Origin of the sequence: Roseovarius sp. B08 (assembly GCF_051417955.1) — a bacterium.
Classification (GTDB): domain Bacteria; phylum Pseudomonadota; class Alphaproteobacteria; order Rhodobacterales; family Rhodobacteraceae; genus Roseovarius.
Window position 1 is genome coordinate 963157 of the sequence record NZ_JBPRLW010000001.1, and the last position, 21394, is coordinate 984550.

A 21394-nucleotide genomic window follows, 5' to 3' on the forward strand; every position below is an offset into this window, starting at 1 on the left:
TGTTTCCCCCGCCCGGTACCAACGGTATAGGGTGGGGGACCATTCTTGGGGCCGGGAGGACAGACATGACGGCAGAGATTATCGACGGCAAGGCGTTTGCCGCAAAAGTGCGCGAGAAGGTGGCGGGCCATGTGGACCGCCTGAAGGAAGAGCATGGCATCACGCCGGGGCTGGCCGTGGTGCTGGTGGGCGAGGACCCGGCAAGCCAGGTTTACGTCCGCTCGAAGGGCAAGCAGACCGTCGAGGTCGGCATGAATTCCTACGAGCACAAGCTGGAGCCGGACACCTCGGAAGAGGATCTGCTGGCGCTGATCGACAAGCTGAACAACGACAAGGACGTGCATGGCATCCTTGTGCAGCTGCCGCTGCCGGACCATCTGGATTCCGACCTGGTGATCAACTCGATCGACCCGGCGAAAGACGTCGACGGGTTTCATATCTCGAATGTGGGCCTGCTGGGTACCGGGCAGAAAAGCATGGTGCCCTGCACACCGCTGGGCTGTCTGATGATGCTGCGCGAACACCACGGGAGCCTTTCCGGTATGGATGCGGTGGTTGTCGGGCGCTCGAACATCGTGGGCAAGCCGATGGCGCAGCTTTTGCTGGGCGACAGCTGCACGGTGACCATCGCTCATAGCCGTACCAAGGACCTGGCCGAGGTCGTGCGCCGCGCCGATATCGTGGTTGCCGCCGTGGGTCGGCCCGAGATGGTGCCGGGCGACTGGATCAAGGAAGGGGCCACCGTGATTGACGTGGGCATCAACCGGGTCGAGCGCGACGGCAAGAACAAGCTGGTGGGCGATGCCGATTACGAGAGCTGCGAGGCGCGCGCGGGGGCGATTACGCCGGTGCCGGGCGGCGTGGGGCCAATGACCATCGCGTGCCTTCTGGCCAACACGGTGACGGCCTGCTGCCGCGCCAACGGATTGCCGGAGCCCGAAGGGCTGACGGCCTGAGGTTTCTCGCCCGGCGGCCATCGCCGGGCAGCCCCCGACCGCCCCCACGGTCGGGGCTTCACTCCCACACTCGTACGGAGGCCGCCCTCATCGCTGATCTGAAGGGTTGCGGCCTAGTGTCGTGCCGCTACAGGTCCACCGGGATCATGGTGCCGAGCATCATGGCGACGTGGCGTTCCGCACCGTCCGTCACGGCGAAAATATCCGATTGCACCACCATCAGGCGTCGGCCCGGCTTGATCACCCGGCCCCGGGCGACGAGGGTGTCGCCTGCGCCGGGGGCCAGCAGGTTGATCTTCATCTCCGTCGTCATCACCTCCATCCCCTCGGGGATCAGCGTGAGGGCGGAGTACCCCGCAGCACTGTCGCCGATGGCGAAAGTCAGTCCGGCATGGGCGACGCCCTGCTGCTGGCGGCTGCCCTCGAGGACGGGGGCGGTGATCTCGACCCGGCCTTCGGCGATGCCGGTGAGCGTGGCGCCAAGTGTCTGCATCATGGATTGCCGGGCAAAGCTGTCGCGGATGCGGGTTTCGAAGGGGGCGGACATGGGGCTGGGGTCTCCGTGCGGTCTTAAGGCAGTCTAGGCTGTGCGCGTGTGGATAGAAACCGCGCCGATCATGCCTTCGCGCCGCGCGGCATGGGGGCGGGATGCGGCGTCTTGCCGGTAAGGATGGCCAGCGCCTCGGGGCGCATGAGGTTGCAAAGGGCGCTGTCGTGGCTGCGCAGGCCGCCGGTATAGGTGCCGTAGGCGGGCATCACCAGCCGGTCTGTGTCGAGCAAAAAGGCCGGGCGGGTGATGGCGCGGCCCCGGACGGGCAGGGTGACCTTGGGGTGGTAATGCCCCGAGACCTCGCCGGAATAGCCCTGTTGCGCGATGTGGCGGAAGGTGAGCGGCGGCACGGGCAATTCGAACAGGTGCGCGCCGCCAAGGTCGACGGGGCCGGGATCGTGGTTGCCCTCGATCCAGACCCAACGGCGGCCGGCCTGCAGGCGGCTGATCCAGAGCTTTTCGGCCTCCAAGAGGGCGCGGGCGGCCAGCGCGTCGTCGAAGCTGTCACCGAGGCAGATGACGGTGTGCGCGCCGGTGGCCTCCAAGTCGGCCTGCAGGCGGGAAAGCGTGTCGTGCGTCTCGTAGGGGGGCAGTTGCGCCTCGCCCAGCCGCGCGCGGCGTTCGGTCTTGCCAAGGTGCATGTCCGACACGCACAAGAGGTTCTGGTCACGCCAGAAAAGCGCGCCGGAGCCGAGAGCGGTGAGGCGGGCGCCTGCTAATGTGAACTCGTAGCCGTTCATGCTTCGTTCATCACGCGGGGCGAGCGATTTTGCAAGCGGTTTCCGGGGAATTGTCCGCCCGGTCAGGCGAGGCCGGCGGCCTGCATCAGGCGTTGGGTTTCTTCCTCGAGCAGGCGGTCCTGTGCGCTGCCTTCGACGGGGGTGCGCCCGGCCTCGAGGAAGAGCGGCGCGGCGAAGGGCGTGACCCGGGGCAGGCGGACAAGGTCGACGCGGTTGCCGATCCGGTCGAGCATTTCCTCGATCCGGCCAAAGTCGATCAGGCCGCGCATCGCCTCCTGCCTTGTGATGTCCAGAAGCAGGTGATCGGGGTCGTATTTGGCCAATGTGTCGTAGAGGATATCGGAGGAAAACGTGGCCTGCCGCCCGGTCTTGCGGACTTGCGGCAGGTTGCGCTGGATGAGGCCGGCGATGGTGGCCGAGGCGCGAAAGGTGCGTTTTATCAGTTGGTTACCGGCGAGCCACTTGTCGAGACCTTCGCGCAGCGCGGTGCGGTCCAGAAGGCCGGTGGCGTCGGTCAAGGGCTCCAGCCCCCAGATGAGCGTGGCGTAATCGGTCGAGACAAAGCCCATGGGGGCGAGGCCCATCTCCTCCATGCGTTTGCTGAGGATCAGGCCCAGCGTCTGCTGCGCGTTTCGGCCCGCGAAGCCGTAGATGCAGGCGTGTTCGCGACCCTCGTGGGGGAAGCTTTCGATCAGCAGTCGACCCGCCTTGGGTAGCTGCGACACGTCCTGTTGAAGCGCGATCCAGTCGGTGGTGTGGACGGGCAGGGCGGAGTGGTCGCCTGAGTGCAAGAGCGCGAGAATGCGCTGGCTGAGCTGGGTGGAGGTGGCGAATTTCGTCCCGGCGAAGGTGGCGATCTTGGGTTTCTTCGCGGCGTCGCGGCTGACCTCGACCACGGTTTCGCGCAGGCCCTCGTATTTCACGATCTGCCCGCCGATCAGGAAGGTGTCGCCGGGCGTCAGGGAGGCGGCGAAGCCTTCCTCGACCTCGCCCAGCGGCTTGCCGCCGCGATTGCGGCGCATGCGGACCTTGAGCAGGTCGGCGTCCTGGATGGTGCCTACGTTCATGCGGATGAGGCGGGCGCTGCGCGGATCGCGCAGCTGCCACAGGCCGTCGCGGCTCAGCAGGCGCTGCCATTGGTCATAGGCGCGCAGGGCATAGCCGCCGGTGGCGCAGAAATCCAGACAGGCGTCGAACTGGGCGCGGGTGAGCGTGGCATAGGCGCCGACGGTCTTGATTTCCTCGAACAATGCATCTGCATCGAACGGCCCCGCACAGGCGCGGATCAGGATATGCTGGCAGAGCACGTCACGCGGGCCGGGGCCGCGCGGTTCGCCGTCGAGGTCGTGGTCGCGCACGGCCTGCAACGCGGCGACGCATTCGATGACCTCGAACCGGTTGGCGGGCACCAGGAGCGCCTTGGATGGCGCGTTGTAGCGGTGGTTGGCGCGGCCGATGCGCTGGACCAGGCGCTTGACGTTCTTGGGCGCGCCGACCTGGATCACGAGGTCCACGTCGCCCCAGTCGATGCCAAGGTCCAGACTGCCGGTACAGACCACGGCGCGCAGCTCGCCACGCTGCATGGCAACCTCGACCCGTTCCCGCTGCGCCCGGTCGAGCGAGCCGTGGTGGATGCCGATGGGCAGCGCATCGTCGTTGGCGAGCCAGAGGTTGTGAAAGAAGATCTCGGCCTGTGCGCGGGTGTTGTGAAAGATGAGGGTGATGCGGTGGCGTTTCACCTCTTCCAAAACGGCGGGAATCGAATAGGCCGCACCACCTCCGGACCAAGGCGGGTAAGCGTCAGTTTGGAGCATGGCGATGTCAGGCTCGGGGCCGGGATCGGCCATGAGGATTTCGCACGGGTCGGGGTGGCGGGCGAGCAATTGCGCGATGGCGGCAGGATCCTCGACCGTGGCCGAGAGGCCGACGCGGCGCAGGCCGGGGCACATGGCCTGAAGACGGCTGAGGGCGAGGAACAGTTGATCGCCGCGCTTGGATTCCGCCAGCGCGTGGATCTCGTCGACCACGATGCGCTTGAGGCCCTTGAAGATGCGCGGTGCGTCTTCGTAGGAAGTCAGCAGCGCGAGGCTCTCGGGCGTGGTCAGCAGGATATGCGGCGGGTCGGCGCGCTGGCGGCGCTTGGCCGCCGAGGACGTGTCGCCGGTGCGGTCCTCGATGCGGATGGGCAGGTCCATCTCGGTGACGGGGGTGGTCAGGTTGCGACGGATATCGGCGGCGAGCGCCTTGAGCGGTGAGATATAGAGCGTGTGCAGACCCTCATGGCCGTGCTCGGCGATGTCCACCAGCGTGGGCAGGAACCCGGCCAGCGTCTTGCCGCCGCCGGTGGGGGCGATGAGCAGAAGGGCAGGGTCATCGGCGCGGTCCAGCATCTCCTGCTGGTGCGGGTGGATGGACCATCCGCGCGCGGCGAACCACTCGGTGAAAACGGGGGGTAGCGTCGTCATCCGCCAGATGTAGGCGCAACCGCAAAACTTTTCAGGAAAAGTTTTGCCCGGAGTTTTTGAAAACTCCGGGGCGCGCCTACTTCACGATCTTCTCGTCCTTGACGAACATGTTCGCCCAAGCGCGATCGAGCAGGTCGGGGCGCATCTGGTAGGGGATGCCCTCGAACTCGCAGATCGAGATCATCTGGTCGATCAGGAAGATCGGCTGGTAGTTGGCGTAGACGTTGTTGATCGTCGGGTACTTGACCTTGAGCAGGTGCAGCAGCGTTTCCTCGTCCAGCGGCATCCCGCGTTTCTTGGCCACCATGGCGAAGATCTTGAGGAAATCCTGCTGGTTGGGCCCGTCGATCTTGATCTTGAAGAAGATCCGGCGCAGGGCGGCCTGGTCGAAGATCTCGTTGGGGTGGAAGTTGGTCGAGAAGATCACCAGCGTGTCGAAGGGAACCTCGAATTTTTCCCCCGATTGCAGCGCGAGGATGTCCTTGGATTCCTCCAGCGGCACGATCCAGCGGTTGACGAGGCTTTGCGGTGGCTCGGCCTGGCGGCCAAGGTCATCGACGATGAAGATGCCGCCCGTCGATTTCAGCTGCAGCGGTGCCTGGTAGGTGCGCGCGGTGGGGTTGTAGACCAGATCCAGCATCGACAGGCTGAGCTCGCCCCCGGTGATGACCGTGGGCCGTTCGCAGCGCACGTAGCGCGTATCGAAGGTGCGCTTGCGGCGCAGGCTGTTGGGGTCGTCGACCTCGACCTCGGCCTTGGAATGGACGATCGGGTCGTAGACGGTGATGACCTGGCCCGCATATTCGATGGCGCGGGGGACATAGATCTTGTCGCCCATGGCGTCGCGGATGCCGTTCGAGATCGAGGATTTGCCGTTGCCGGGGGGCCGTACATCAGGATCGAGCGGCCGGCCGAGACGGCGGGGCCGAGGTGGTCGAGCAGGCTGGGCGGCAGAACGAGGTGGCCCATGGCGCCGGTCAGTTCGTCGCGGGTGATCTGGATGTTGCGGATCGACTGGCGCTGAACCTGTTCGCGGTAGACGGCCAGCGGCACGGGCATGGCGCCGAAATATTCCGATTGCGACAGCGCGTCGAGCGCGCGGGACTTGCCCGCGTCGGTCAGCTGAAAGCCCATTTCGCCGCCCGAGTTGGCGTTGAGCGTGCCGGTCGCCTCGAGCAGGCGTTGCTGGCGGGCCATGTCGACCAGTTCCTGCGTGACGGCGCGGGGCAGGCAGATCGCCTCGGCGATTTCGCTGACCATGTCGAGGTTCTTGCGGAACATCGTCTTCAGCAGGATGTCCCGCATCATCACGACCGGAAGGCGCATTTCTTCGATCCCGGACGGCGGCGGGGGTGGCTGAACGCCGGAGGTCACTTGCATGTTCATGGTATTCTGCCCGTATTTTCTGACAAGTCGACATGTTTCACGCACCGCGTCGAGCGGCGCAATCCGGGCCAGGATGGCATCAAATCATGCGGAAATTATGGTCGCCTGCGGGCGGGGATGGGGCAGGGGCCTCAGGCCCCGTAGGCTGCGCCGAGGCCTAGATAGATCACCAGCGTGGCGCCCAGGGCAAAGCCCATGGGAAACTTCTTGCCCCGGTCCCAGCTGACCCAGTCGGGGGCAAGCCGACGCAGGGGCGAGTGCTTGGCCACGCGGTGGCTGACGAAACAGGCCAGAAGGTTGGCGGCGAAGAGAAACATGATGATCCGCCAGTCGGCGGGCGCGATGAAGGGGGCTGCGGCGGCGATGAACTTGCTGTCGCCCGCCCCCATCAGACCGCCGGCATTGGCGATGAAACCGATCACCAGCGCGATGAACATGATCGCGATGCGCCAGGCGTAATCGGGCCAGAAGGGGGTGACGGCCCACAGGCCCACGATCACGAATATCCCCGCCAGCGTCATAACCGAGGTATTGGGGATGCGCATCGCCTTGAGGTCGCTCCACATCACCCAGAGGCAAATCGGGGTGACGAAGGGCAGGAACCAGAGCGCCGCCCAGCTGGTGATTTCAAGGGGCATGGACCGCGCCTCGTCTGCCGGTTACTCGACGTTGTTTTCCAGCGCTTGCAGGCTGCGCGCGGCGGCCTCGAAATGCTGGGGATGGGTGTCGATGGCGTCGCGCAGAAGGCCCTTGCCGATGCTTGTATCGCCCTGCTTGATGGCCGAGAGGCCCAGCGTGTAAAGCAACTGCGCGCGCTCTTCCTGGCTGGTCTGCATGACGGGCAGCGAGTATTTCTTTTGCGCGCCGCGGGCCAGGACAAGGTTGTTCTTGGCGGTGAACAGGCTGTCGTCCTGACGCAGCGCGTCGGTGAACAGGCGCTCGGCTGCGGCGAAATCGCCCCGGGTCAGCTTGGAATACCCCCAGTTGTTCATCACGCTGGCGGGCGTCGTCGTCAGGCCGACGGCGGTCTCGTAAAAGCTGTCGGCCTTCGTCCAGTTCTGGTTGCTGTCGGCGATCATCGCCTCGAGGCGGTAGCGCTTGAAGGTCTCGTGCGTGGGCGGAACCGCGTCCAGCACTTCGTCTGCGCGCTTCCACTCGTTGTTGCGAATGAGCGCATCGGCGTATTCCACCTGGTCGTCATTGTTGGATTTCTCGTGCTCGACCACGTTTTTCCAGGCCGCGACGGCCTCGGTGTGGCGCTTGGCGCGGATGAGCGATTGTGCCAGCCCGCGGCGCACATCGATGCGGTCGGGTTTTTCGCCAAGGGTCCGCTGGAAATACTTCACGGACTCGTTGGGGTCGGCGACCGTCAGCATCACGTCGCCAAGGTTGCTTTCGTCGACGACATTGAGATCGGACAGGGCCCGGTCCACATCGGCCTTGCCGGCCTTTTCATCACAAGCGGAAAGGGCAAATGCGCTGCCCACGCAGATGCACATAAGAATAGGATGGCGCATTTTTGCGTCCTTTTACTGCCTTTGCCTCAACCTGGTATGTTGCGGATCAGGTAGTCGCTACTCCCACGCCGCACCAGTTTATAATCTTGTTCTAACTCTTCACTATAAAGGGAATTTTCCGATTTTGCGAGAACTAACCGCAAATTGTCGCGGATTGAGTCACTTTGGCCATTGTCGAGCGCATAGGCCTTCTTGAAGACCTGTTCCGCCTCGCCGGTCTCGCCCTTTTCCAGCAGGACGACGCCAAGGTTGTTCCAGACCTCGGGCGAAAATTCGTCTTTCTTGATGGCCTGGCGCAGCAGGCGTTCGGCGGTGTGCAACCGGCCCAGGCCGAGATTGGCGGTGCCAAGACCGGCCAGCACGTCGGCGCTCATGCCCTCGTCGAGCGCGGCGCGGGAGAAGGCGTCGATCGCCAGCTCGAATTCCCCGGCAGCGACAAGGCGGTGGCCCACCAGCTTGGAATCCACGGGCTCGCCACCGCGGGCGACACCGGGGGCGTAGGGGTTGTCGGGATCACGCGAAGCGCCCTCGCCGCAGCCCGCGACGAGAGCGAAGGAAACCAATAGCCAGACACCTGCTCGTGTCATGCCTTTCTTGCCGCCTCTTCTTCGTGGCGGCAGGCCCGCGCGGGGCCTGCCTTTCGTTGGTCCGGTCGTTACTGACCCGCCATCGCGAAGAGTTCCATGATCCCCAGCACCGACGGGCCGACCAGAATGATCAGCAATGGCGGCACTGTAAGCATCATCGTGGCCAAAGTCATCTTCGTCGGAAGCTTGTTGGCCTTTTCTTCGGCGCGCATGACCCGTTTGTCACGCATCTCGCCGGCATAGACGCGCAGGGCGTCGGCGATCGAGGTGCCGAAACTCTGCGACTGCACCAGCACGGTCACGAAGCTGGAGATATCCTGCACGCCGCAGCGTTCGGCCATTTCATTGAGGACCGAAGGCTTGTCACGCCCGGCCTTGATCTGGTGCGAGACGATTTCGAACTCGTCGGCCAGCGCAGGGTAGGAGGCGCGGATTTCCTTGGAGACCCGGATGATCGCCTGGTCGAGCGATTGTCCCGCCTCGACGCAGGTCAGCATCATGTCGAGACTGTCGGGAAAGCCCTCCTCGATCTCCTGCTGGCGTTGCTGCTGGCGCTTTGTCACCCAGTACTTGGGCAGCATGTAGCCCACGCCGCCGGGGCCGAGGATATACATCAGCGTCTGCTGGGTCGTGGTACTCTCGTCGCCCGCCAGGAACACGACGAAGTAGAGCACGCCCAGGATCAGAAAGCCGATGCCGAGCGCGAACTGCGCGAAGTGGAAATAGCGCACCGCGTCGCGGCTGCGATAGCCGGCCTGCAACAGGGTCAGGCGGATCTGGCTGAGCTGCTTTTCGTCCTCGGGCTCAAGGAACTTGGCATATTTGTCCAGCTTCTCGTTGCGCTGGCCCGAGCGCAGCTTTTTCTTCTGCTCTTCCTGCGACACGCCCGAGCGCGACGCCTTCTTGATCTTGTCCAGCGGGTCATTGGACTCGCGGATCAGGATCGGGATCGTCAGCAGGACCAGGACCACGCCCAGCGTGCCGACCGCGATCAGCAGGCCGAAGGGGCCCAGCGTGTCTGTCATGAGTTGTGTGACGGTATCCAGCATTTTCGTGGCCTTTACACCTTGATGTTCACGAGGGCGCGCATCACGAAGAGGTTCGCCACGAGGAAAAAGCCCACGGCCAGGCAGGCCGGGATGAAGTAGGGGTGTTCCATCGCCTCATCGTAGTAGTCGGGCTTGATCAACTGAATCGCGATCAGCGCCAGGACGGGGAAGCCCGACAGGAACTTGCCGGACCACTTGGCCTCGGCGGTGATGGCCTTGACGCGGCGGAACAGGCGAAAGCGGGCGCGGATCACCTTGGCCAGGCCGTCGAGGATCTCGGCAAGGTTGCCGCCCGATTGCTGCTGGATGGTCACCGCCACGGCGAGAAAGCGCAAATCCTGCATGTTCAGGCGCTCGGCCATGTCCTTCAATGCCTCGCCGATATCCCGGCCATAGGCGGCCTCGTCGGCAATGACGCCGAATTCGGTGGCCAGCGGGTCGGCGACCTCGTTGGCGACGATGGAGATGGCCGAGGTGAAGGGGTGGCCGACGCGCAGGCTGCGCACCATCAGTTCGATGGCATCGGGCAGCTGTTCCTCCAGCATGGCCATGCGCTTGCCGGCCTTCATGTTGACCCAGACGAAGATGCCGCCGACGCCCATCGCCACCGAGACGAGAATGCGCACGGGTAGCGCCGTGTCGGTGCCCACGGACAGGCCGATGAAGGCGATGAACGCGCAGGCCACCATCAGCATCATGAGCTGCTTGGGCGAGAACGCGATGGCGCCCATCTGCGCCTTGGTGGCGAGGATGGAATAAAGCGGGATCTTGCGCGCCTTGAGATGCTGTTCCATCTCCTTGCGCAGCTTTTCCATCACCTCTTCGCGGTTGCCGCCCTTGTCCAGCATCTCCAGCCGGCGGTTCACGCGGTTGTTGAGGCTGATCGAGCGCCCGAAGACGGTGAGGTAAAGACCCTGCACCAAGACCATGATCCCGATGAAGATCAGGCCGTAGATGATTGGTTCTGCACTGATTGACATGACGTTATTCCCCTACCGGTTCGTAGATGCTGGGCGGCAGGTCATACCCCCACAGGCGGAACCGCTCTGAATAGTTCGACCGCACACCGGTGCCGGTGAAGTGGCCAATGATCTTGTTGTCGGGCGTAAGGCCGACGCGCTGGAAGCGGAAGATTTCCTGCATGGAAATCACGTCGCCTTCCATCCCGGTGATCTCGGTGATCGAGGTCATCCGGCGCGAGCCGTCCTGCAGGCGGCTGGCCTGCACCAGAAGGTTCACGGCCGAGGCGATCTGCGAGCGCACGGCCTTGAGCGGCATCTCGATCCCGGCCATGGCCACCATGTTCTCCAGACGGCTGATGCCGTCGCGCGGGTTGTTGGCGTGGATCGTCGTCATCGAGCCGTCGTGGCCGGTGTTCATGGCCTGCAACATGTCGATCACTTCCTCGCCGCGCGTCTCGCCGACGATGATGCGGTCGGGGCGCATCCGCAGGGCGTTTTTCAGACAGTCGCGGGGGCTGACCTCGCCCTTGCCTTCGACGTTGGGCGGACGGCTTTCCATCCGGCCCACGTGGATCTGTTGCAGCTGAAGTTCGGCGGTATCCTCGATGGTCAGGATGCGTTCGGAATTGTCGATGAAGGACGACAGCGCGTTGAGCGTGGTCGTCTTGCCCGAGCCGGTCCCGCCCGAGACGATCACGTTGAGGCGCGTGGCCACGGCGGCCTGAAGATAGGCGGCCATTTCCTCGGAAAAGGCGCCGAAATTCACCAGGTCGTCGATGCCCAGCTTGTCCTTCTTGAACTTACGAATCGACACCAGGCTGCCATCCACGGCCACGGGCGGCACCATGGCGTTGAAGCGCGAGCCGTCCTGAAGACGGGCGTCGACATAGGGGTTGGATTCGTCGACGCGGCGGCCCACGGCCGACACGATCTTGTCGATGATCCGCAGCAGGTGCTTTTCGTCCTTGAAGGTGGTGTCGGTCAGCATCAGCTTGCCTGCGCGTTCCACGAACACCTGGTGCGGGCCGTTGACGAGAATATCGTTGACCGTGTCGTCCTTCAGCAGCGGCTCCAGCGGGCCAAGGCCGCGCACCTCGTCGTAGAGATCCTGCGTCAGGGTGGTGCGGTCCTCGCGGTTCAGGACGATGCTGCGCTCTTCCAGGGCCTCGCCGGTGATGGCGCTGATCTCGGCGCGCAGGTCGGCCTCGGTCGCGGTGTCGAGCGCGCCGAGGTTGAGGTTGTCCAGAAGCGCGCGGTGCAGGTCGATCTTGATCTCGGCCAGCCGTTCCTTGCGCTTGCGGTCCTTGTCCTGAGGCGCAGCGGTCGCCGCAGCTTTCTGAAGCGGTTTGCGCAGCGAAGCGCTCTGCACCTCGTTCACGGGGGCGGTCTTGGGCGCCTCCGCGGCGGCCTTCTTGGCAGCCTTGACCGGCTGGGCGCCTTCAGTCGTCTTCTTGTATCGCGAGAACATCGGTACGGTTTCCTTTATGCGGCTTGCTCGGCGTCGCTTTGACCAAGCGCGTGCAGCGAGACCGCCAGTTTGGCGATTTCCTTGCGCAGCGGGTTCTTGCCGGCGGCGCTGGCCAGCGGGGTGCCGTGGTCGCCCGCCTGCATCACCGGTTTGCCTCCGTCGGGCAGCTGCACCTCGATGCTGATTTCAAGGCTTTCGGCCAGGCGTTTGACGCGGCTCTTGCCGTTGAGGTCGGTGAACTTGGGCGCGCGGTTCAGGCAAAAGCGCAGTTTCTCGATCGGCAGGTCCTCGGAGCGCAGCGCGCGTTTCAGGCGCAGCGCGTTCTGGGCCGAGCGCATGTCAAGCTCGAGCGTGGTGAAATAGATCTGCGCGGAATGCAGCACCGTTTCGGTCCACTGGACCAGCGTGCTGGGCATGTCGACGATGACATAGTCGAACTTGGCGCGCGCGAAATCGAGCACGCGCTGCACGTCCTCGGGGGTGATCATGTCGAGTGGCAGGATATCGGTCGGCGCGGTCAGCACCCACATCTTGTCCTCGAAGGTGACCAGCGCCTGCTTGAAGATATCCTCGTCCATCGAATCGGTGTCGGCCCACATCTCGTAGACGACGTCCTTGCGCGGCAGGTCGAGATAGGTTGCGACCGAGCCGGTCTGCAGTCCGAGGTCCAGAATGCAGACGCGCGGTGCGTCGGTCTTGCTGACCGAGGCCAGTTCCCAGCCAAGGTTCACCGCCAGGGTCGTGGCGCCGGTCCCGCCGGCCAGGCCCTGGACCGCAAGCAGCACACCGTCGCCCCGCGAGCTGGACGCGTCGAACGGGGCGGCGGCAGCGGGCACCTCGGCGCGATCCAGCCGGTCGATTGCGGCCTGCAACTCGTTTTCGGGCAGAGGGTAGGGGACAAACTCGTCCGCGCCCTGGCGCAAAAGCTGGTGCAGCGACGCCGGGCTGACATCCTCGGCGATGAGGATCACCTTGATCCCGCGCGCCTTGGCCATGGTGATGATTTCGCTGAGCAGGCCGATCTCGTCCTCGTCGCTGGCGTCGATGGCCAGCGCCACGAATTCAAGACCGTCGGCCTCGGGCTGGTTGAAGAAAGCCAGCGCCTCGGCAAAGCCCAGATCGCCCCAGGCCTCGCCCAGTGCGGTTTCCATGTCCTCGATCAACAAGTCGAAATCTTGCACGTCACGGCTGATGGTACAGGCCGTGATCGGACTGGACTCGGGTTGTTTTTGCACACTACTCATCTTGTCGGCCCCATGATTGTTGCGACGTCGATGCGTCGGAAACCGTTATTTCATTGGCTGAGGGGCCTTGCGAATGCACGCAGGGGGCCCATTGCCATGCGTGGAAACTGCTGGAAAATATTGTCGATAATTGGGCCAAAAGATCGTAATTGTGCGATATCTCGCGACAAAAAAAACCCGCCCAACAGATTGTTTCGGGCGGGTTCTTCAGGTGGCCCGGCCTGTGGCCGGACAGGGAGAAATCAGTTCATTCCTCGCCGCTGGTGATCTCGCCACCCTCTTCGACCATGATCAGGGTCGAGCGGGGCTCGGCGCTGGCGATGTATTCACGGTAGACCACCTCGGCATACTTGCCGTCCATCACGATGGGATGCGACGCGACAAAGCCGGTCACCTCGGTCACGGTGCGGCGGTTGCGGCGTTCGCGGCCCTGCGTCACGACCAGCGGCTGGGTTTCGCCAAAGGAAACGACTGCCTCCAGCCGGCTGCGGCTGATGCCGTGGGACACGAGGTAGTTGACGACCGCGTTGGCGCGCTGCTGTCCAAGGCTCTTGTTGTACCCGGCCGAGCCGACAAGGTCGGTGTGGCCGTAGACCCGGAAACGGACCTCGGGGAACTGCTTGATCCAGCGCGCCTGTTCGTTCAGCGTGTCGCGGGCCCCGGCGTCCAGCTGGGCGCTGTTGAAGGCAAAGTTGACCGTGCTCAGAACCTCGTTCGAGAAGCGGTTGGCAAGGTCGTAGACATAGCCTTTCTCGCCGCGCATCACCAACTGATTGTGGACCGTGGCGTTGCCGAAGTTACCGCCATCCACCAACCCGCCGGCTTCGCCGAAGTAGGACTTGTAGACCTGGCCCTGCTGGGAACACCCGGCAAGGGCTAGGACCGATGCTGTTATCAGGAATTTTTTCATGACCTGGCCTCTCCTCAGTCCATCACGTAGCCGTAGGACCCGTTGAAATCCTGCCGGGCGACTTCGCCGGCGGATCCGCGCGACTGGCGCACGTCCTTGGCCACGCGGCCGTTCAGGAACAGGTCTTTTTCGGTCGGCAGCTTGACCCGGTCGGTCGGCAGGGCCAGGACCGTGCCGCTGGTCGGGGTCACAAGATGCGCGGTGACGATGATCACCAGCTCGGTCTGGGCGCGTTCGTATTCCGCGCTGCGGAAAAGCGCGCCCAGGATCGGGATGTCGCCCAGCCACGGGATCTGGCCCGCGTTGTCGCGGAAATCATCCTGAAGCAGGCCGGCGATGGCAAAGCTCTGTCCGTCGCGCATCACCACGGTGGTCGAGGCGTCGCGGCGGCGGAAGGCGGCCACGTTCAGACCGTCGGCGGTGATCCCGTTGGCGGGGTCGAGCGAGGAGACGGCGGCGGCCATCTCCAGGTTGATGACCTCGTCATCCAGCACGCGCGGGGTGAAGTTGAGCTCGACGCCGAAGGGCTTGAATTCGATCGTCGTGGTGCCGTTTTCCTGCGCCACCGGGATCGGGAATTCGCCACCGGCGAGGAACTTTGCCTCCTGCCCCGAAAGGGCGGTCAGGTTGGGTTCCGCCAGGGTGCGCACGACACCCTTTTCTTCCAAGGCTTCCAGAAGGATACCAACCTCGGTCGAGCCGATGTCGAAGCCGATGGCCAGCGCGCCGAAATTGTTCTGAACAGTCGGGATGGCGCCTGCCAGCGTGCCCAGGACGCCGCCCTGGGTGTTGGTCGTGCCGGTACCGCCGATGAACCCGGCGCTGCCGGCCGAGCGGGCATCCAGCGAAAGCGACGTACCAAGCGCCTTGGACACGGTGCGCTGCATCTCGGCAAAGCGGACCTTCAGCATCACCTGCTGCTTGCCCGAGACCGACATCAGGTTCGACACGCGCTCGGGCGCGTAGCGGTTGGCCAGTTCCAGCGCGCGGTCCATCTTGCTGGCGCTGGTCACGGTACCCGACAGCACGATGCCGTCATTGGCGGACCGGACCTCGATTTTTTCGCCGGGCATGATCTGTTGCAGCCGTTCCTTGAACTCCGAGATGTCGGGGCTGACATGAACCTCTACGTTCGTGATCAGCCGGCCGGTGGCATCCAGAAGGGTCAGGGTGGTGCGCCCGGGCGCCTTGCCCAGCACGTAGACGGTGCGATCCGACAGGGTCGAAAAGTCCGCGATGGAAGGGTTGGCGATGCTCAGCTCCGCGAAGGGGACGTCACTTTCGATGACGACCGCCCGGTTCATCGGAATGCTGAGATCACGGTTCGCGCCCTTGCGGATCACCGTGATGTTTTCCGCCATCGCCATCTCGGCCACAGGAGAAAATATAAAAGCCAGCCCTACAAGGGCAGCCTTGAACACGCTCGAATTTTTCATGTGACCTGCCTTTCCGATCACGCCTCATTTATCGGGTCTTTTCGCCCAGAATTGCGGGAACTGTGGGCCAACTCGAAAATTTTTTCAAGAATCAACACCTTTTGACGCGCAATTGGTGTGGATTTTGGGGGACAGTTGCCGGAATGAAACGAGGCGCCCTGTGGTGGGGGCGCCTCGTGAACACAAAATGTTGTGTGGATCAGTTGGTTGCGCAGGGGATCGGCGTCGCGATCACCTCGCCGCCGCGGCGGGTCTTGATCGTGCAGATCTCTTCCTGAACCTGCGGCGCGGGGGCGGCGGCCTGCTCGATGCCCAACAGCATGTTCTGGTCAACCTCGATCGCCTCGGCCACGGTTTCGTCGTCGGCGCCGACCAGCGACAGCGACAGGCTGCCGGTGGATTGGGCCTGGGCGAGGGATGCGACCTGCTGCGGCTTGATGGCCACTGTAACGGTGCGGGCGATGATCGCCTCGGTCGTGTCGCCATTGGCCACCTGGTCGACCGCGATCAGTCGCACGCCGGTCTCGATCAGCTTGGTCACTTCGCTGCCACCGCGACGACCGTCGACGGCCTGTGCCGTGCCGGCTCTGCCGGTCCAGTAGACGTCCACGCGGTCACCGGGTCGCAGAAAACCCGACACGCCGCTGGACACGTCCACCTCGATGGCAAAGGCGCGCATGCCGCGCTCGAGCTGCGAGGTGATGCCGGCGTCTTCGCCCGGTCCGGTGACCTTGGCCTCAAGGATCGCTTCCATCGGTTCCATCGTGCGCAGCACCGTCCGCGGCTCGTTCTTGCCCTCGGGAAACAGCTCTTCCTCGGTGGAATAGGTGCCTTCTGGCAGCGACCCGGCCGGATAGGCCACCAGCGACACGTGATCCATCAGCAGGCGCTGGCCATATTCCAGCTTCTGCTTGGCAACGTAGACTTCGACCGTTTCGAAGGCGGGCGCACTCTTGGCGCGCTCCTGTTCAAGCTGGGCCTGGTAGCCCTGGATGTAATTCTTGGCCATGTAGACGGCAAAGCCTGCCAGCCCGAGGCCGAGAATGAGTACAAGTCCAAACACCAAACGCATGGCGTGTCCTTTCAAATTTCTACTGCTCACGGGGCGCGTGAAGCGCCTTTCTTGATCTTTGCTCCGCCCCTAGGGCCGGACGAGCATCGACCGTGGTTCTTCCAACCCAAGGGATGGACGACCAAGAATTGCCGACGCGCGCTTGCTTGAAAGGTGCGCGCGCTTCGACCTTAATCGGCGATTCCGACATTCTGCTCGGCGACCGTCGTGGAAACAGACGTCCCCAAGGCTTCATTGGCAGAGCCAATTGTTTGAATTGCACCAGCTGCCACGCCCACGATGGCTGCGGTCAGAACCACCCAGTCCACGGCTACTGCGCCGTCCTCCGACTTTGAGAAGTGCTTCAGCATCTTCAACATTTCAGACCTCATCAGGTTTCTCACCGGTTTTTTATGCTTGGTGAATGTGACCTTTATTAGGCTCAAGATTGGCGATTTCGCCTGAATCCTTTAATCCAAAAGAAAACGCCGCATACCGAAAGGTACGCGGCGCTTTGCAAGTCACGAGGTTGACTTGTCGCGTGCCGCTTACGTGCCGCCGGTGCCAACATCTTGGCCCTCGACGCCATCGCTGATCGCGGTGGCCAGCGTGTTCACACCGCCGGAAACGGTGGCAACGCCGGCAACGCCCAGGCCCACGACAGCTGCGGTCAGAACGACCCAGTCAACCGTCACGGCACCGTCTTCGTCATTGCGGAAATTTTTGATGAATTTGATCATGGTTGGTCCCTCCAAAGGATCAGTTTAATTCAGGTTACAACCGTTAGCAGGTGAGTGGGCCGCCTCTCTCTTTGGCCCGCTGCGTTGCGGTATGGGGAGCATATAGCCGTCCGAATCCGGCAAGATTTAGGCCGCTTTCGCGCGATTTTGGAACTTATTAACTTTTTCTGCAGTGTCTTAGCTAAGCGTTTGATTTTGACAGATATAAATGAGTAAATTTTTTTGAATAAAGGCTTTGAAGGGGATGACCGGCCACAAAATCCTGGTTTTGCCGTGTCGCAAGCCACGACAATTGTGGGCAAATCGCACGATTGGTGGCATACTGGCAAAAAACCAATCGAGGCAGAGCAGGCCCGAACATGCGATTCAAACGACTTCTCGCCCTGGGCGTGTGCCTGGCGTGTGCACTCCCCGTTCACGCCGGCGATCCGCCTCCGTTTCCCGAGTTCACGTTCAAGAAAGGCAAGCCGCCCAAGAAAGGCGGTGGCAAGCTGATCACGGTCCAGATCGACCCCGAGGACCAGGCGCATCTGAAACCCGCCGGCAAAACCAAGGACGGCGACGACAAGACCGCCGACATTCCGGTGGTGCCGAGCGTGACCGCCGCCTATGGCTGGTTCTGGACGAAAGTGCCGACGGACGACAAGACCAGCGGGCCGGACCGGCTGCGCCTGGCGTTCGAGAACCTGCGTGACGGGCCGGGCGGCACATCGGTCAAGGGGCCGCGATTGCAGCACATGCAGGAGATCGCTCGTACCCACGGCGCCGACATCCTGCGCGCCACGATCGGCACCGAGGTGTCACCGGCGCTGGTGCTGGCGGTGATCTCGGTCGAGTCGGGCGGACGTACGGATGCCGTCAGCGGCGCCGGGGCGCAGGGGCTGATGCAACTGATCCCGGCCACGGCGCAACGCTTCGGCGTCAGCGACTCGATGCAGGCGGCGCAGAACATCAAGGGCGGTGTAGCCTACCTTGACTGGCTGATGAAGGAATTCCGCGGCGACGCGGTGCTGGCGCTGGCGGGCTACAACGCGGGTGAGAACGCGGTGAAGAAGCACGAAGGCGTGCCGCCCTATGCCGAAACCCGCGACTACGTGCCCAAGGTGCTGGCCGCGTTCCAGGTGGCCAGCGGGCTGTGCAAGACCCGCCCGGAGCTTATCACCGATGCCTGTGCGCTGACGCTGGCGTCGTACTGAGGACGGGCGTCACGCCTTCTTCCTGGCGCGGCCCGTTCCCTTCTTCGTGCCCTTTTTCGCGGCCTTTTCGGCAATGAGCTCCACCGCCATTTCCATCGTCACGTTCGCCGGCTCCACGTCCTTGGGCAGGGTGGCGTTGACCTTTTCCCACTTCACGTAGGGGCCATAACGGCCTTCCATGACATTGACCGGCCCGCCGCCCTCGGGGTGTTCACCCAGTTCCCGGAGCGGCTTGGCGGCGGTGCGCCCGCGTCCGCGCCCCGGGTTGGTGCGTTTCTCGGCCAAAAGCTCCACCGCGCGGTTCATGCCGATCTCGAACACGTCGGCGGGATCCTTGAGGTTCACATAGACCGGCTTGGCCTCGTCCTCGGCCTGGTGCATCACGTAGGGCCCGAAGCGGCCGAAGTTGGATTTGACCTCGCCGCCATCTGGATGGGTGCCGACGATCCGCGGCAGGCTGAGCAGGGTCAGCGCCTTTTCCAGCGTCATGTCGTCCTTGTCCCAGCCCTTGGGCAGGGAGGCGCGGGGCGGCTTCTTGTTTTCGGGCGTGGGTTCGCCGCGCTGCACGTAAGGGCCGAAGCGGCCGGACTTCAGCCAGATCTCGTCGCCCTGATCCTCGCCCAGCAGACGCTCGTCGCCCTCGGCGCCCTCGCCGGCGATGGGGCGGGTATAGGTGCATTCGGGATAGTTGCCGCAGCCGACGAAGCCGCCGGTGCGCGAGGTCTTGAGGTGCAGGCGCCCCTCGCCGCATTTGGGACAGATGCGCGGATCGGATCCGTCCTCGCGCGGGGGATAGAGTTGCGGGGCCAGAACCTCGTCCAGCTTGTCGAGCACCTCGGCGATGCGCAGCTCGGAGGCTTCCTCGACCGCGGTGTGGAAATCGCGCCAGAAATCCGCCAGCACCTTTTTATAGTTGGCGTCGCCGGCCGAAATCACGTCCAGCTCTTCTTCGAGGTTGGCGGTGAATTCGTACCCCACGTATTTGCGGAAGAAGTTGAGCAGGAAGATCGTGACGATCCGGCCCTTGTCCTCGGGGATCAGGCGGTTCTTGTCCTTGCGGACATATTCACGCTCCTGGATGGTGGTGACGATGCTGGCATAGGTCGAGGGGCGGCCTATCCCGAGCTCTTCCATCTGCTTGACCAGCGTCGCCTCGGTATAGCGGGGCGGGGGCTGGGTGAAATGCTGTTCGGGGGTGACCGAGCGCTTGTCGGTCTTGTCGCCTTCGGACATCTGCGGCAGGCGCTTGTCGTCATCATCGACGACCGCATCGTCACGGCCTTCCTCGTAGACCCGCAGGAATCCGTCGAACAGCACGACCTGGCCCGTGGCGCGCAGGCCGACCTGACCGTCGCGGCTGCCGATCTCGACGGTGGTCCGTTCCAGCCGCGCGCCTTCCATCTGGCAGGCCAGCGTGCGCTTCCAGATCAGGTCATACAGCTTGCGCTGGTCGGGCTCGCTGAGCTTCAGGCTGTCGACGTCCCGCGTCATTTCGGTGGGGCGGATGCATTCGTGCGCTTCCTGCGCGTTCTTGGCCTTGTTCTTGTAGATGCGCGGGGAGGACGGCACGTATTCCTTGCCGAAGCGCTCGCCGATGGCATCGCGGGCGGCCTCGACGGCCTCGGGGGCCATGTCGATCCCGTCTGTCCGCATATACGTAATGTGTCCGGCCTCATACAGGCGCTGGGCCGCGCTCATGCATTGCCGGGCGCCCATGCCGAACTTGCGGCTGGCTTCCTGTTGCAGGGTGGAGGTCATGAAAGGCGGGCTGGGGTTGCGGCTGCCGGGCTTGGCTTCGACGCTCGTGACCGTCAGGTCGCGGCTCTCGACGGCCTGCTGAGCCATTTCGGCCTGCGTGGCATTTTCCAGGTCGTACTTGTCCAGCTTGTCCCCGGCGAGGCTGACCAGCCGCGCCTCGAACTCCTGGCCCCGGGGCGTGGTCAGAAGTGCCTTCACGCTCCAGTATTCGCGCGGGTTGAACGCCTCGATCTCCATCTCGCGCTCGACGATCAGTCGCAGGCAGACCGATTGCACCCGCCCCGCGCTGCGCGCGCCGGGCAGCTTGCGCCAGAGCACCGGCGACAGGTTGAAGCCCACGAGGTAATCGAGCGCGCGGCGGGCGAGATAGGCCTCGACCAGCGGCGCGTCCACCTCGCGCGGGTTCTGCATCGCCTCGGTGACGGCGGTCTTGGTGATGGCGTTGAACACCACGCGCTTGACGTCGGTGTCCTTCTTGATGGCGCGGCGCTTGCGCAACGCCTCTTCCAGGTGCCAGCTGATCGCCTCGCCCTCGCGGTCGGGGTCGGTGGCGAGGATCAGCGAATTGTCATCCTTCAGCGCGTCGGCGATGGCCTTGATGTGTTTCTTGCTGTCATTGCCGACCTCCCAGGTCATCTCGAAATCCTGGTCGGGATCGACCGAGCCGTTCTTGGCCGGCAGGTCGCGCACGTGGCCGTAGGAGGCCAGCACGGTATAGTCCTTGCCCAGATACTTGTTGATCGTCTTGGCCTTGGCCGGGGATTCGACAACAACGACTGGCATGAACACTCCTGTGGTCTGAAAAACGGGGCAGGCGACTCGGCCCGGCCCCATGGCGGCGCAACATGTGGTGTCTCAATGGGGATTGTCAATGCGGGGTATCCCGGGGCTTGTTCATCCCGGCAGGACGGCGTTATGTGGATGCAGCGACGGAGGATGTCATGCCGAGATCCCTTTTCACCATGCTGCTCGTGATGCTGGCAGGGTCCGCCGCCGCGTGGGAGGAGCCGGCGCGGGGCAGCGCGACGCGCGGTGCATTGATGGATGCGATTAGGCCCATCGCCGAGTGGAAACTGGGCGCGCCGGTGCAGTTTGTGGTGCATGACCTGCGCCGCGAGGGAAACGTGGCCTTTGCCGGGCTGAAGGCGCAGCGTCCGGGCGGAGGGGCGATCGACCCGAGGCAAACGCCCGCCGTGGCGCGCGGCGAGGAGGATGGCAGCTTCGACATTTCGGAGATTTTCGTTCTCTACAAGAAATCGGGCGATACCTGGGTCGCGGTGCATTACAGCTTCGGCGCGACCGACGCGTGGTGGTCGTGGGAGCCATTGTGCAGGGAGTATCGCGCGGTGACGCCGGGGGCCTGTGCGCCCTTTGACTGA

Annotated in this window: 19 protein-coding genes and 1 pseudogene; 3 read left to right on the forward strand and 17 right to left on the reverse strand. The window is 63.8% G+C overall.

The window, feature by feature from the left end; translation table 11 throughout:
• Positions 1-65: 65 nt before the first annotated feature.
• Entirely contained in the window at positions 66-956 is an 891-nt protein-coding gene (folD, locus tag ACSQ76_RS04895; RefSeq protein ID WP_437155670.1) for a bifunctional methylenetetrahydrofolate dehydrogenase/methenyltetrahydrofolate cyclohydrolase FolD, read from the forward strand.
• A gap of 127 nt (positions 957-1083) precedes the next feature.
• On the opposite strand, the gene ACSQ76_RS04900 is transcribed toward folD, so the two are convergent.
• The 16 genes and pseudogenes from ACSQ76_RS04900 to ACSQ76_RS04975 all read right to left on the reverse strand — a co-directional run bounded on the left by ACSQ76_RS04900 (position 1084) and on the right by ACSQ76_RS04975 (position 17061).
• On the reverse strand, positions 1084-1503 hold the full coding sequence (locus ACSQ76_RS04900) for a PaaI family thioesterase (protein WP_437155671.1): 420 nt from the start codon (positions 1501-1503) through the stop codon (positions 1084-1086).
• A gap of 68 nt (positions 1504-1571) precedes the next feature.
• Complete coding sequence (pdeM, locus tag ACSQ76_RS04905; protein ID WP_437155672.1) at positions 1572-2246, reverse strand: ligase-associated DNA damage response endonuclease PdeM; 675 nt, start codon at positions 2244-2246, stop codon at positions 1572-1574.
• Between the two features lie 62 nt (positions 2247-2308).
• On the reverse strand, positions 2309-4711 hold the full coding sequence (locus tag ACSQ76_RS04910; RefSeq protein WP_437155673.1) for a ligase-associated DNA damage response DEXH box helicase: 2403 nt from the start codon (positions 4709-4711) through the stop codon (positions 2309-2311).
• A 76-nt stretch (positions 4712-4787) separates the two neighbouring features.
• A pseudogene (locus ACSQ76_RS04915) lies at positions 4788-6097 on the reverse strand (ATPase).
• A 131-nt stretch (positions 6098-6228) separates the two neighbouring features.
• Positions 6229-6735, reverse strand: a complete 507-nt coding sequence (locus tag ACSQ76_RS04920; protein ID WP_437155674.1) for a prepilin peptidase — start codon at positions 6733-6735, stop codon at positions 6229-6231.
• 21 nt (positions 6736-6756) lie between these two features.
• Positions 6757-7614 carry a tetratricopeptide repeat protein gene (locus ACSQ76_RS04925; protein ID WP_306128147.1) on the reverse strand — a complete coding sequence of 286 codons (858 nt, stop codon included), beginning with the start codon at positions 7612-7614 and terminating at the stop codon, positions 6757-6759.
• Between the two features lie 26 nt (positions 7615-7640).
• Entirely contained in the window at positions 7641-8201 is a 561-nt protein-coding gene (locus ACSQ76_RS04930; RefSeq protein WP_437155675.1) for a tetratricopeptide repeat protein, read from the reverse strand.
• A 68-nt stretch (positions 8202-8269) separates the two neighbouring features.
• A complete protein-coding gene (locus ACSQ76_RS04935; protein WP_437155676.1) occupies positions 8270-9250 on the reverse strand; it encodes a type II secretion system F family protein in 981 nt (326 codons plus the stop codon).
• A gap of 11 nt (positions 9251-9261) precedes the next feature.
• Positions 9262-10230, reverse strand: a complete 969-nt coding sequence (locus tag ACSQ76_RS04940; protein WP_306128144.1) for a type II secretion system F family protein — start codon at positions 10228-10230, stop codon at positions 9262-9264.
• A 4-nt stretch (positions 10231-10234) separates the two neighbouring features.
• Entirely contained in the window at positions 10235-11680 is a 1446-nt protein-coding gene (locus tag ACSQ76_RS04945) for a CpaF family protein (RefSeq protein ID WP_437155677.1), read from the reverse strand.
• A 14-nt stretch (positions 11681-11694) separates the two neighbouring features.
• Complete coding sequence (locus ACSQ76_RS04950) at positions 11695-12924, reverse strand: AAA family ATPase (RefSeq protein ID WP_437155678.1); 1230 nt, start codon at positions 12922-12924, stop codon at positions 11695-11697.
• A gap of 247 nt (positions 12925-13171) precedes the next feature.
• A complete protein-coding gene (locus ACSQ76_RS04955; protein WP_437155679.1) occupies positions 13172-13834 on the reverse strand; it encodes an OmpA family protein in 663 nt (220 codons plus the stop codon).
• A 14-nt stretch (positions 13835-13848) separates the two neighbouring features.
• Positions 13849-15270, reverse strand: coding sequence for a type II and III secretion system protein family protein (locus tag ACSQ76_RS04960; RefSeq protein ID WP_306128140.1), 1422 nt, complete (start codon positions 15268-15270; stop codon positions 13849-13851).
• A 199-nt stretch (positions 15271-15469) separates the two neighbouring features.
• Positions 15470-16342, reverse strand: coding sequence for a Flp pilus assembly protein CpaB (cpaB, locus tag ACSQ76_RS04965; RefSeq protein WP_437155680.1), 873 nt, complete (start codon positions 16340-16342; stop codon positions 15470-15472).
• Positions 16343-16512: 170 nt separating this feature from the next.
• Positions 16513-16701 (reverse strand): hypothetical protein, encoded by a 189-nt coding sequence (locus tag ACSQ76_RS04970; protein ID WP_437155681.1) that lies wholly within the window; start codon positions 16699-16701, stop codon positions 16513-16515.
• 168 nt (positions 16702-16869) lie between these two features.
• The gene (locus tag ACSQ76_RS04975; RefSeq protein WP_437155682.1) at positions 16870-17061 is read right to left on the reverse strand and encodes a Flp family type IVb pilin; all 192 of its coding nucleotides are present in this window, start codon (positions 17059-17061) and stop codon (positions 16870-16872) included.
• 359 nt (positions 17062-17420) lie between these two features.
• On the opposite strand from ACSQ76_RS04975, the gene ACSQ76_RS04980 reads away from it, so the two are divergent.
• Positions 17421-18257 (forward strand): lytic transglycosylase domain-containing protein, encoded by an 837-nt coding sequence (locus ACSQ76_RS04980; RefSeq protein ID WP_437155683.1) that lies wholly within the window; start codon positions 17421-17423, stop codon positions 18255-18257.
• 9 nt (positions 18258-18266) lie between these two features.
• Here the strand turns inward: ACSQ76_RS04980 and topA are convergent, their stop codons facing one another.
• Positions 18267-20798 carry a type I DNA topoisomerase gene (gene topA / locus ACSQ76_RS04985; RefSeq protein WP_437155684.1) on the reverse strand — a complete coding sequence of 844 codons (2532 nt, stop codon included), beginning with the start codon at positions 20796-20798 and terminating at the stop codon, positions 18267-18269.
• A gap of 158 nt (positions 20799-20956) precedes the next feature.
• On the opposite strand from topA, the gene ACSQ76_RS04990 reads away from it, so the two are divergent.
• Positions 20957-21394 (forward strand): hypothetical protein, encoded by a 438-nt coding sequence (locus tag ACSQ76_RS04990; protein ID WP_437155685.1) that lies wholly within the window; start codon positions 20957-20959, stop codon positions 21392-21394.

Excerpts from the sequence above, each read along its gene's own strand:
- folD (WP_437155670.1), top strand. The coding sequence starts at position 66 with ATGACGGCAGAGATTATCGACGGCAAGGCGTTTGCCGCAAAAGTGCGC.
- ACSQ76_RS04900 (WP_437155671.1), bottom strand. The coding sequence starts at position 1,503 with ATGTCCGCCCCCTTCGAAACCCGCATCCGCGACAGCTTTGCCCGGCAA.
- pdeM (WP_437155672.1), bottom strand. The coding sequence starts at position 2,246 with ATGAACGGCTACGAGTTCACATTAGCAGGCGCCCGCCTCACCGCTCTC.
- ACSQ76_RS04910 (WP_437155673.1), bottom strand. The coding sequence starts at position 4,711 with ATGACGACGCTACCCCCCGTTTTCACCGAGTGGTTCGCCGCGCGCGGA.
- ACSQ76_RS04920 (WP_437155674.1), bottom strand. The coding sequence starts at position 6,735 with ATGCCCCTTGAAATCACCAGCTGGGCGGCGCTCTGGTTCCTGCCCTTC.
- ACSQ76_RS04925 (WP_306128147.1), bottom strand. The coding sequence starts at position 7,614 with ATGCGCCATCCTATTCTTATGTGCATCTGCGTGGGCAGCGCATTTGCC.
- ACSQ76_RS04930 (WP_437155675.1), bottom strand. The coding sequence starts at position 8,201 with ATGACACGAGCAGGTGTCTGGCTATTGGTTTCCTTCGCTCTCGTCGCG.
- ACSQ76_RS04935 (WP_437155676.1), bottom strand. The coding sequence starts at position 9,250 with ATGCTGGATACCGTCACACAACTCATGACAGACACGCTGGGCCCCTTC.
- ACSQ76_RS04940 (WP_306128144.1), bottom strand. The coding sequence starts at position 10,230 with ATGTCAATCAGTGCAGAACCAATCATCTACGGCCTGATCTTCATCGGG.
- ACSQ76_RS04945 (WP_437155677.1), bottom strand. The coding sequence starts at position 11,680 with ATGTTCTCGCGATACAAGAAGACGACTGAAGGCGCCCAGCCGGTCAAG.
- ACSQ76_RS04950 (WP_437155678.1), bottom strand. The coding sequence starts at position 12,924 with ATGAGTAGTGTGCAAAAACAACCCGAGTCCAGTCCGATCACGGCCTGT.
- ACSQ76_RS04955 (WP_437155679.1), bottom strand. The coding sequence starts at position 13,834 with ATGAAAAAATTCCTGATAACAGCATCGGTCCTAGCCCTTGCCGGGTGT.
- ACSQ76_RS04960 (WP_306128140.1), bottom strand. The coding sequence starts at position 15,270 with ATGAAAAATTCGAGCGTGTTCAAGGCTGCCCTTGTAGGGCTGGCTTTT.
- cpaB (WP_437155680.1), bottom strand. The coding sequence starts at position 16,342 with ATGCGTTTGGTGTTTGGACTTGTACTCATTCTCGGCCTCGGGCTGGCA.
- ACSQ76_RS04970 (WP_437155681.1), bottom strand. The coding sequence starts at position 16,701 with ATGTTGAAGATGCTGAAGCACTTCTCAAAGTCGGAGGACGGCGCAGTA.
- ACSQ76_RS04975 (WP_437155682.1), bottom strand. The coding sequence starts at position 17,061 with ATGATCAAATTCATCAAAAATTTCCGCAATGACGAAGACGGTGCCGTG.
- ACSQ76_RS04980 (WP_437155683.1), top strand. The coding sequence starts at position 17,421 with ATGCGATTCAAACGACTTCTCGCCCTGGGCGTGTGCCTGGCGTGTGCA.
- topA (WP_437155684.1), bottom strand. The coding sequence starts at position 20,798 with ATGCCAGTCGTTGTTGTCGAATCCCCGGCCAAGGCCAAGACGATCAAC.
- ACSQ76_RS04990 (WP_437155685.1), top strand. The coding sequence starts at position 20,957 with ATGCCGAGATCCCTTTTCACCATGCTGCTCGTGATGCTGGCAGGGTCC.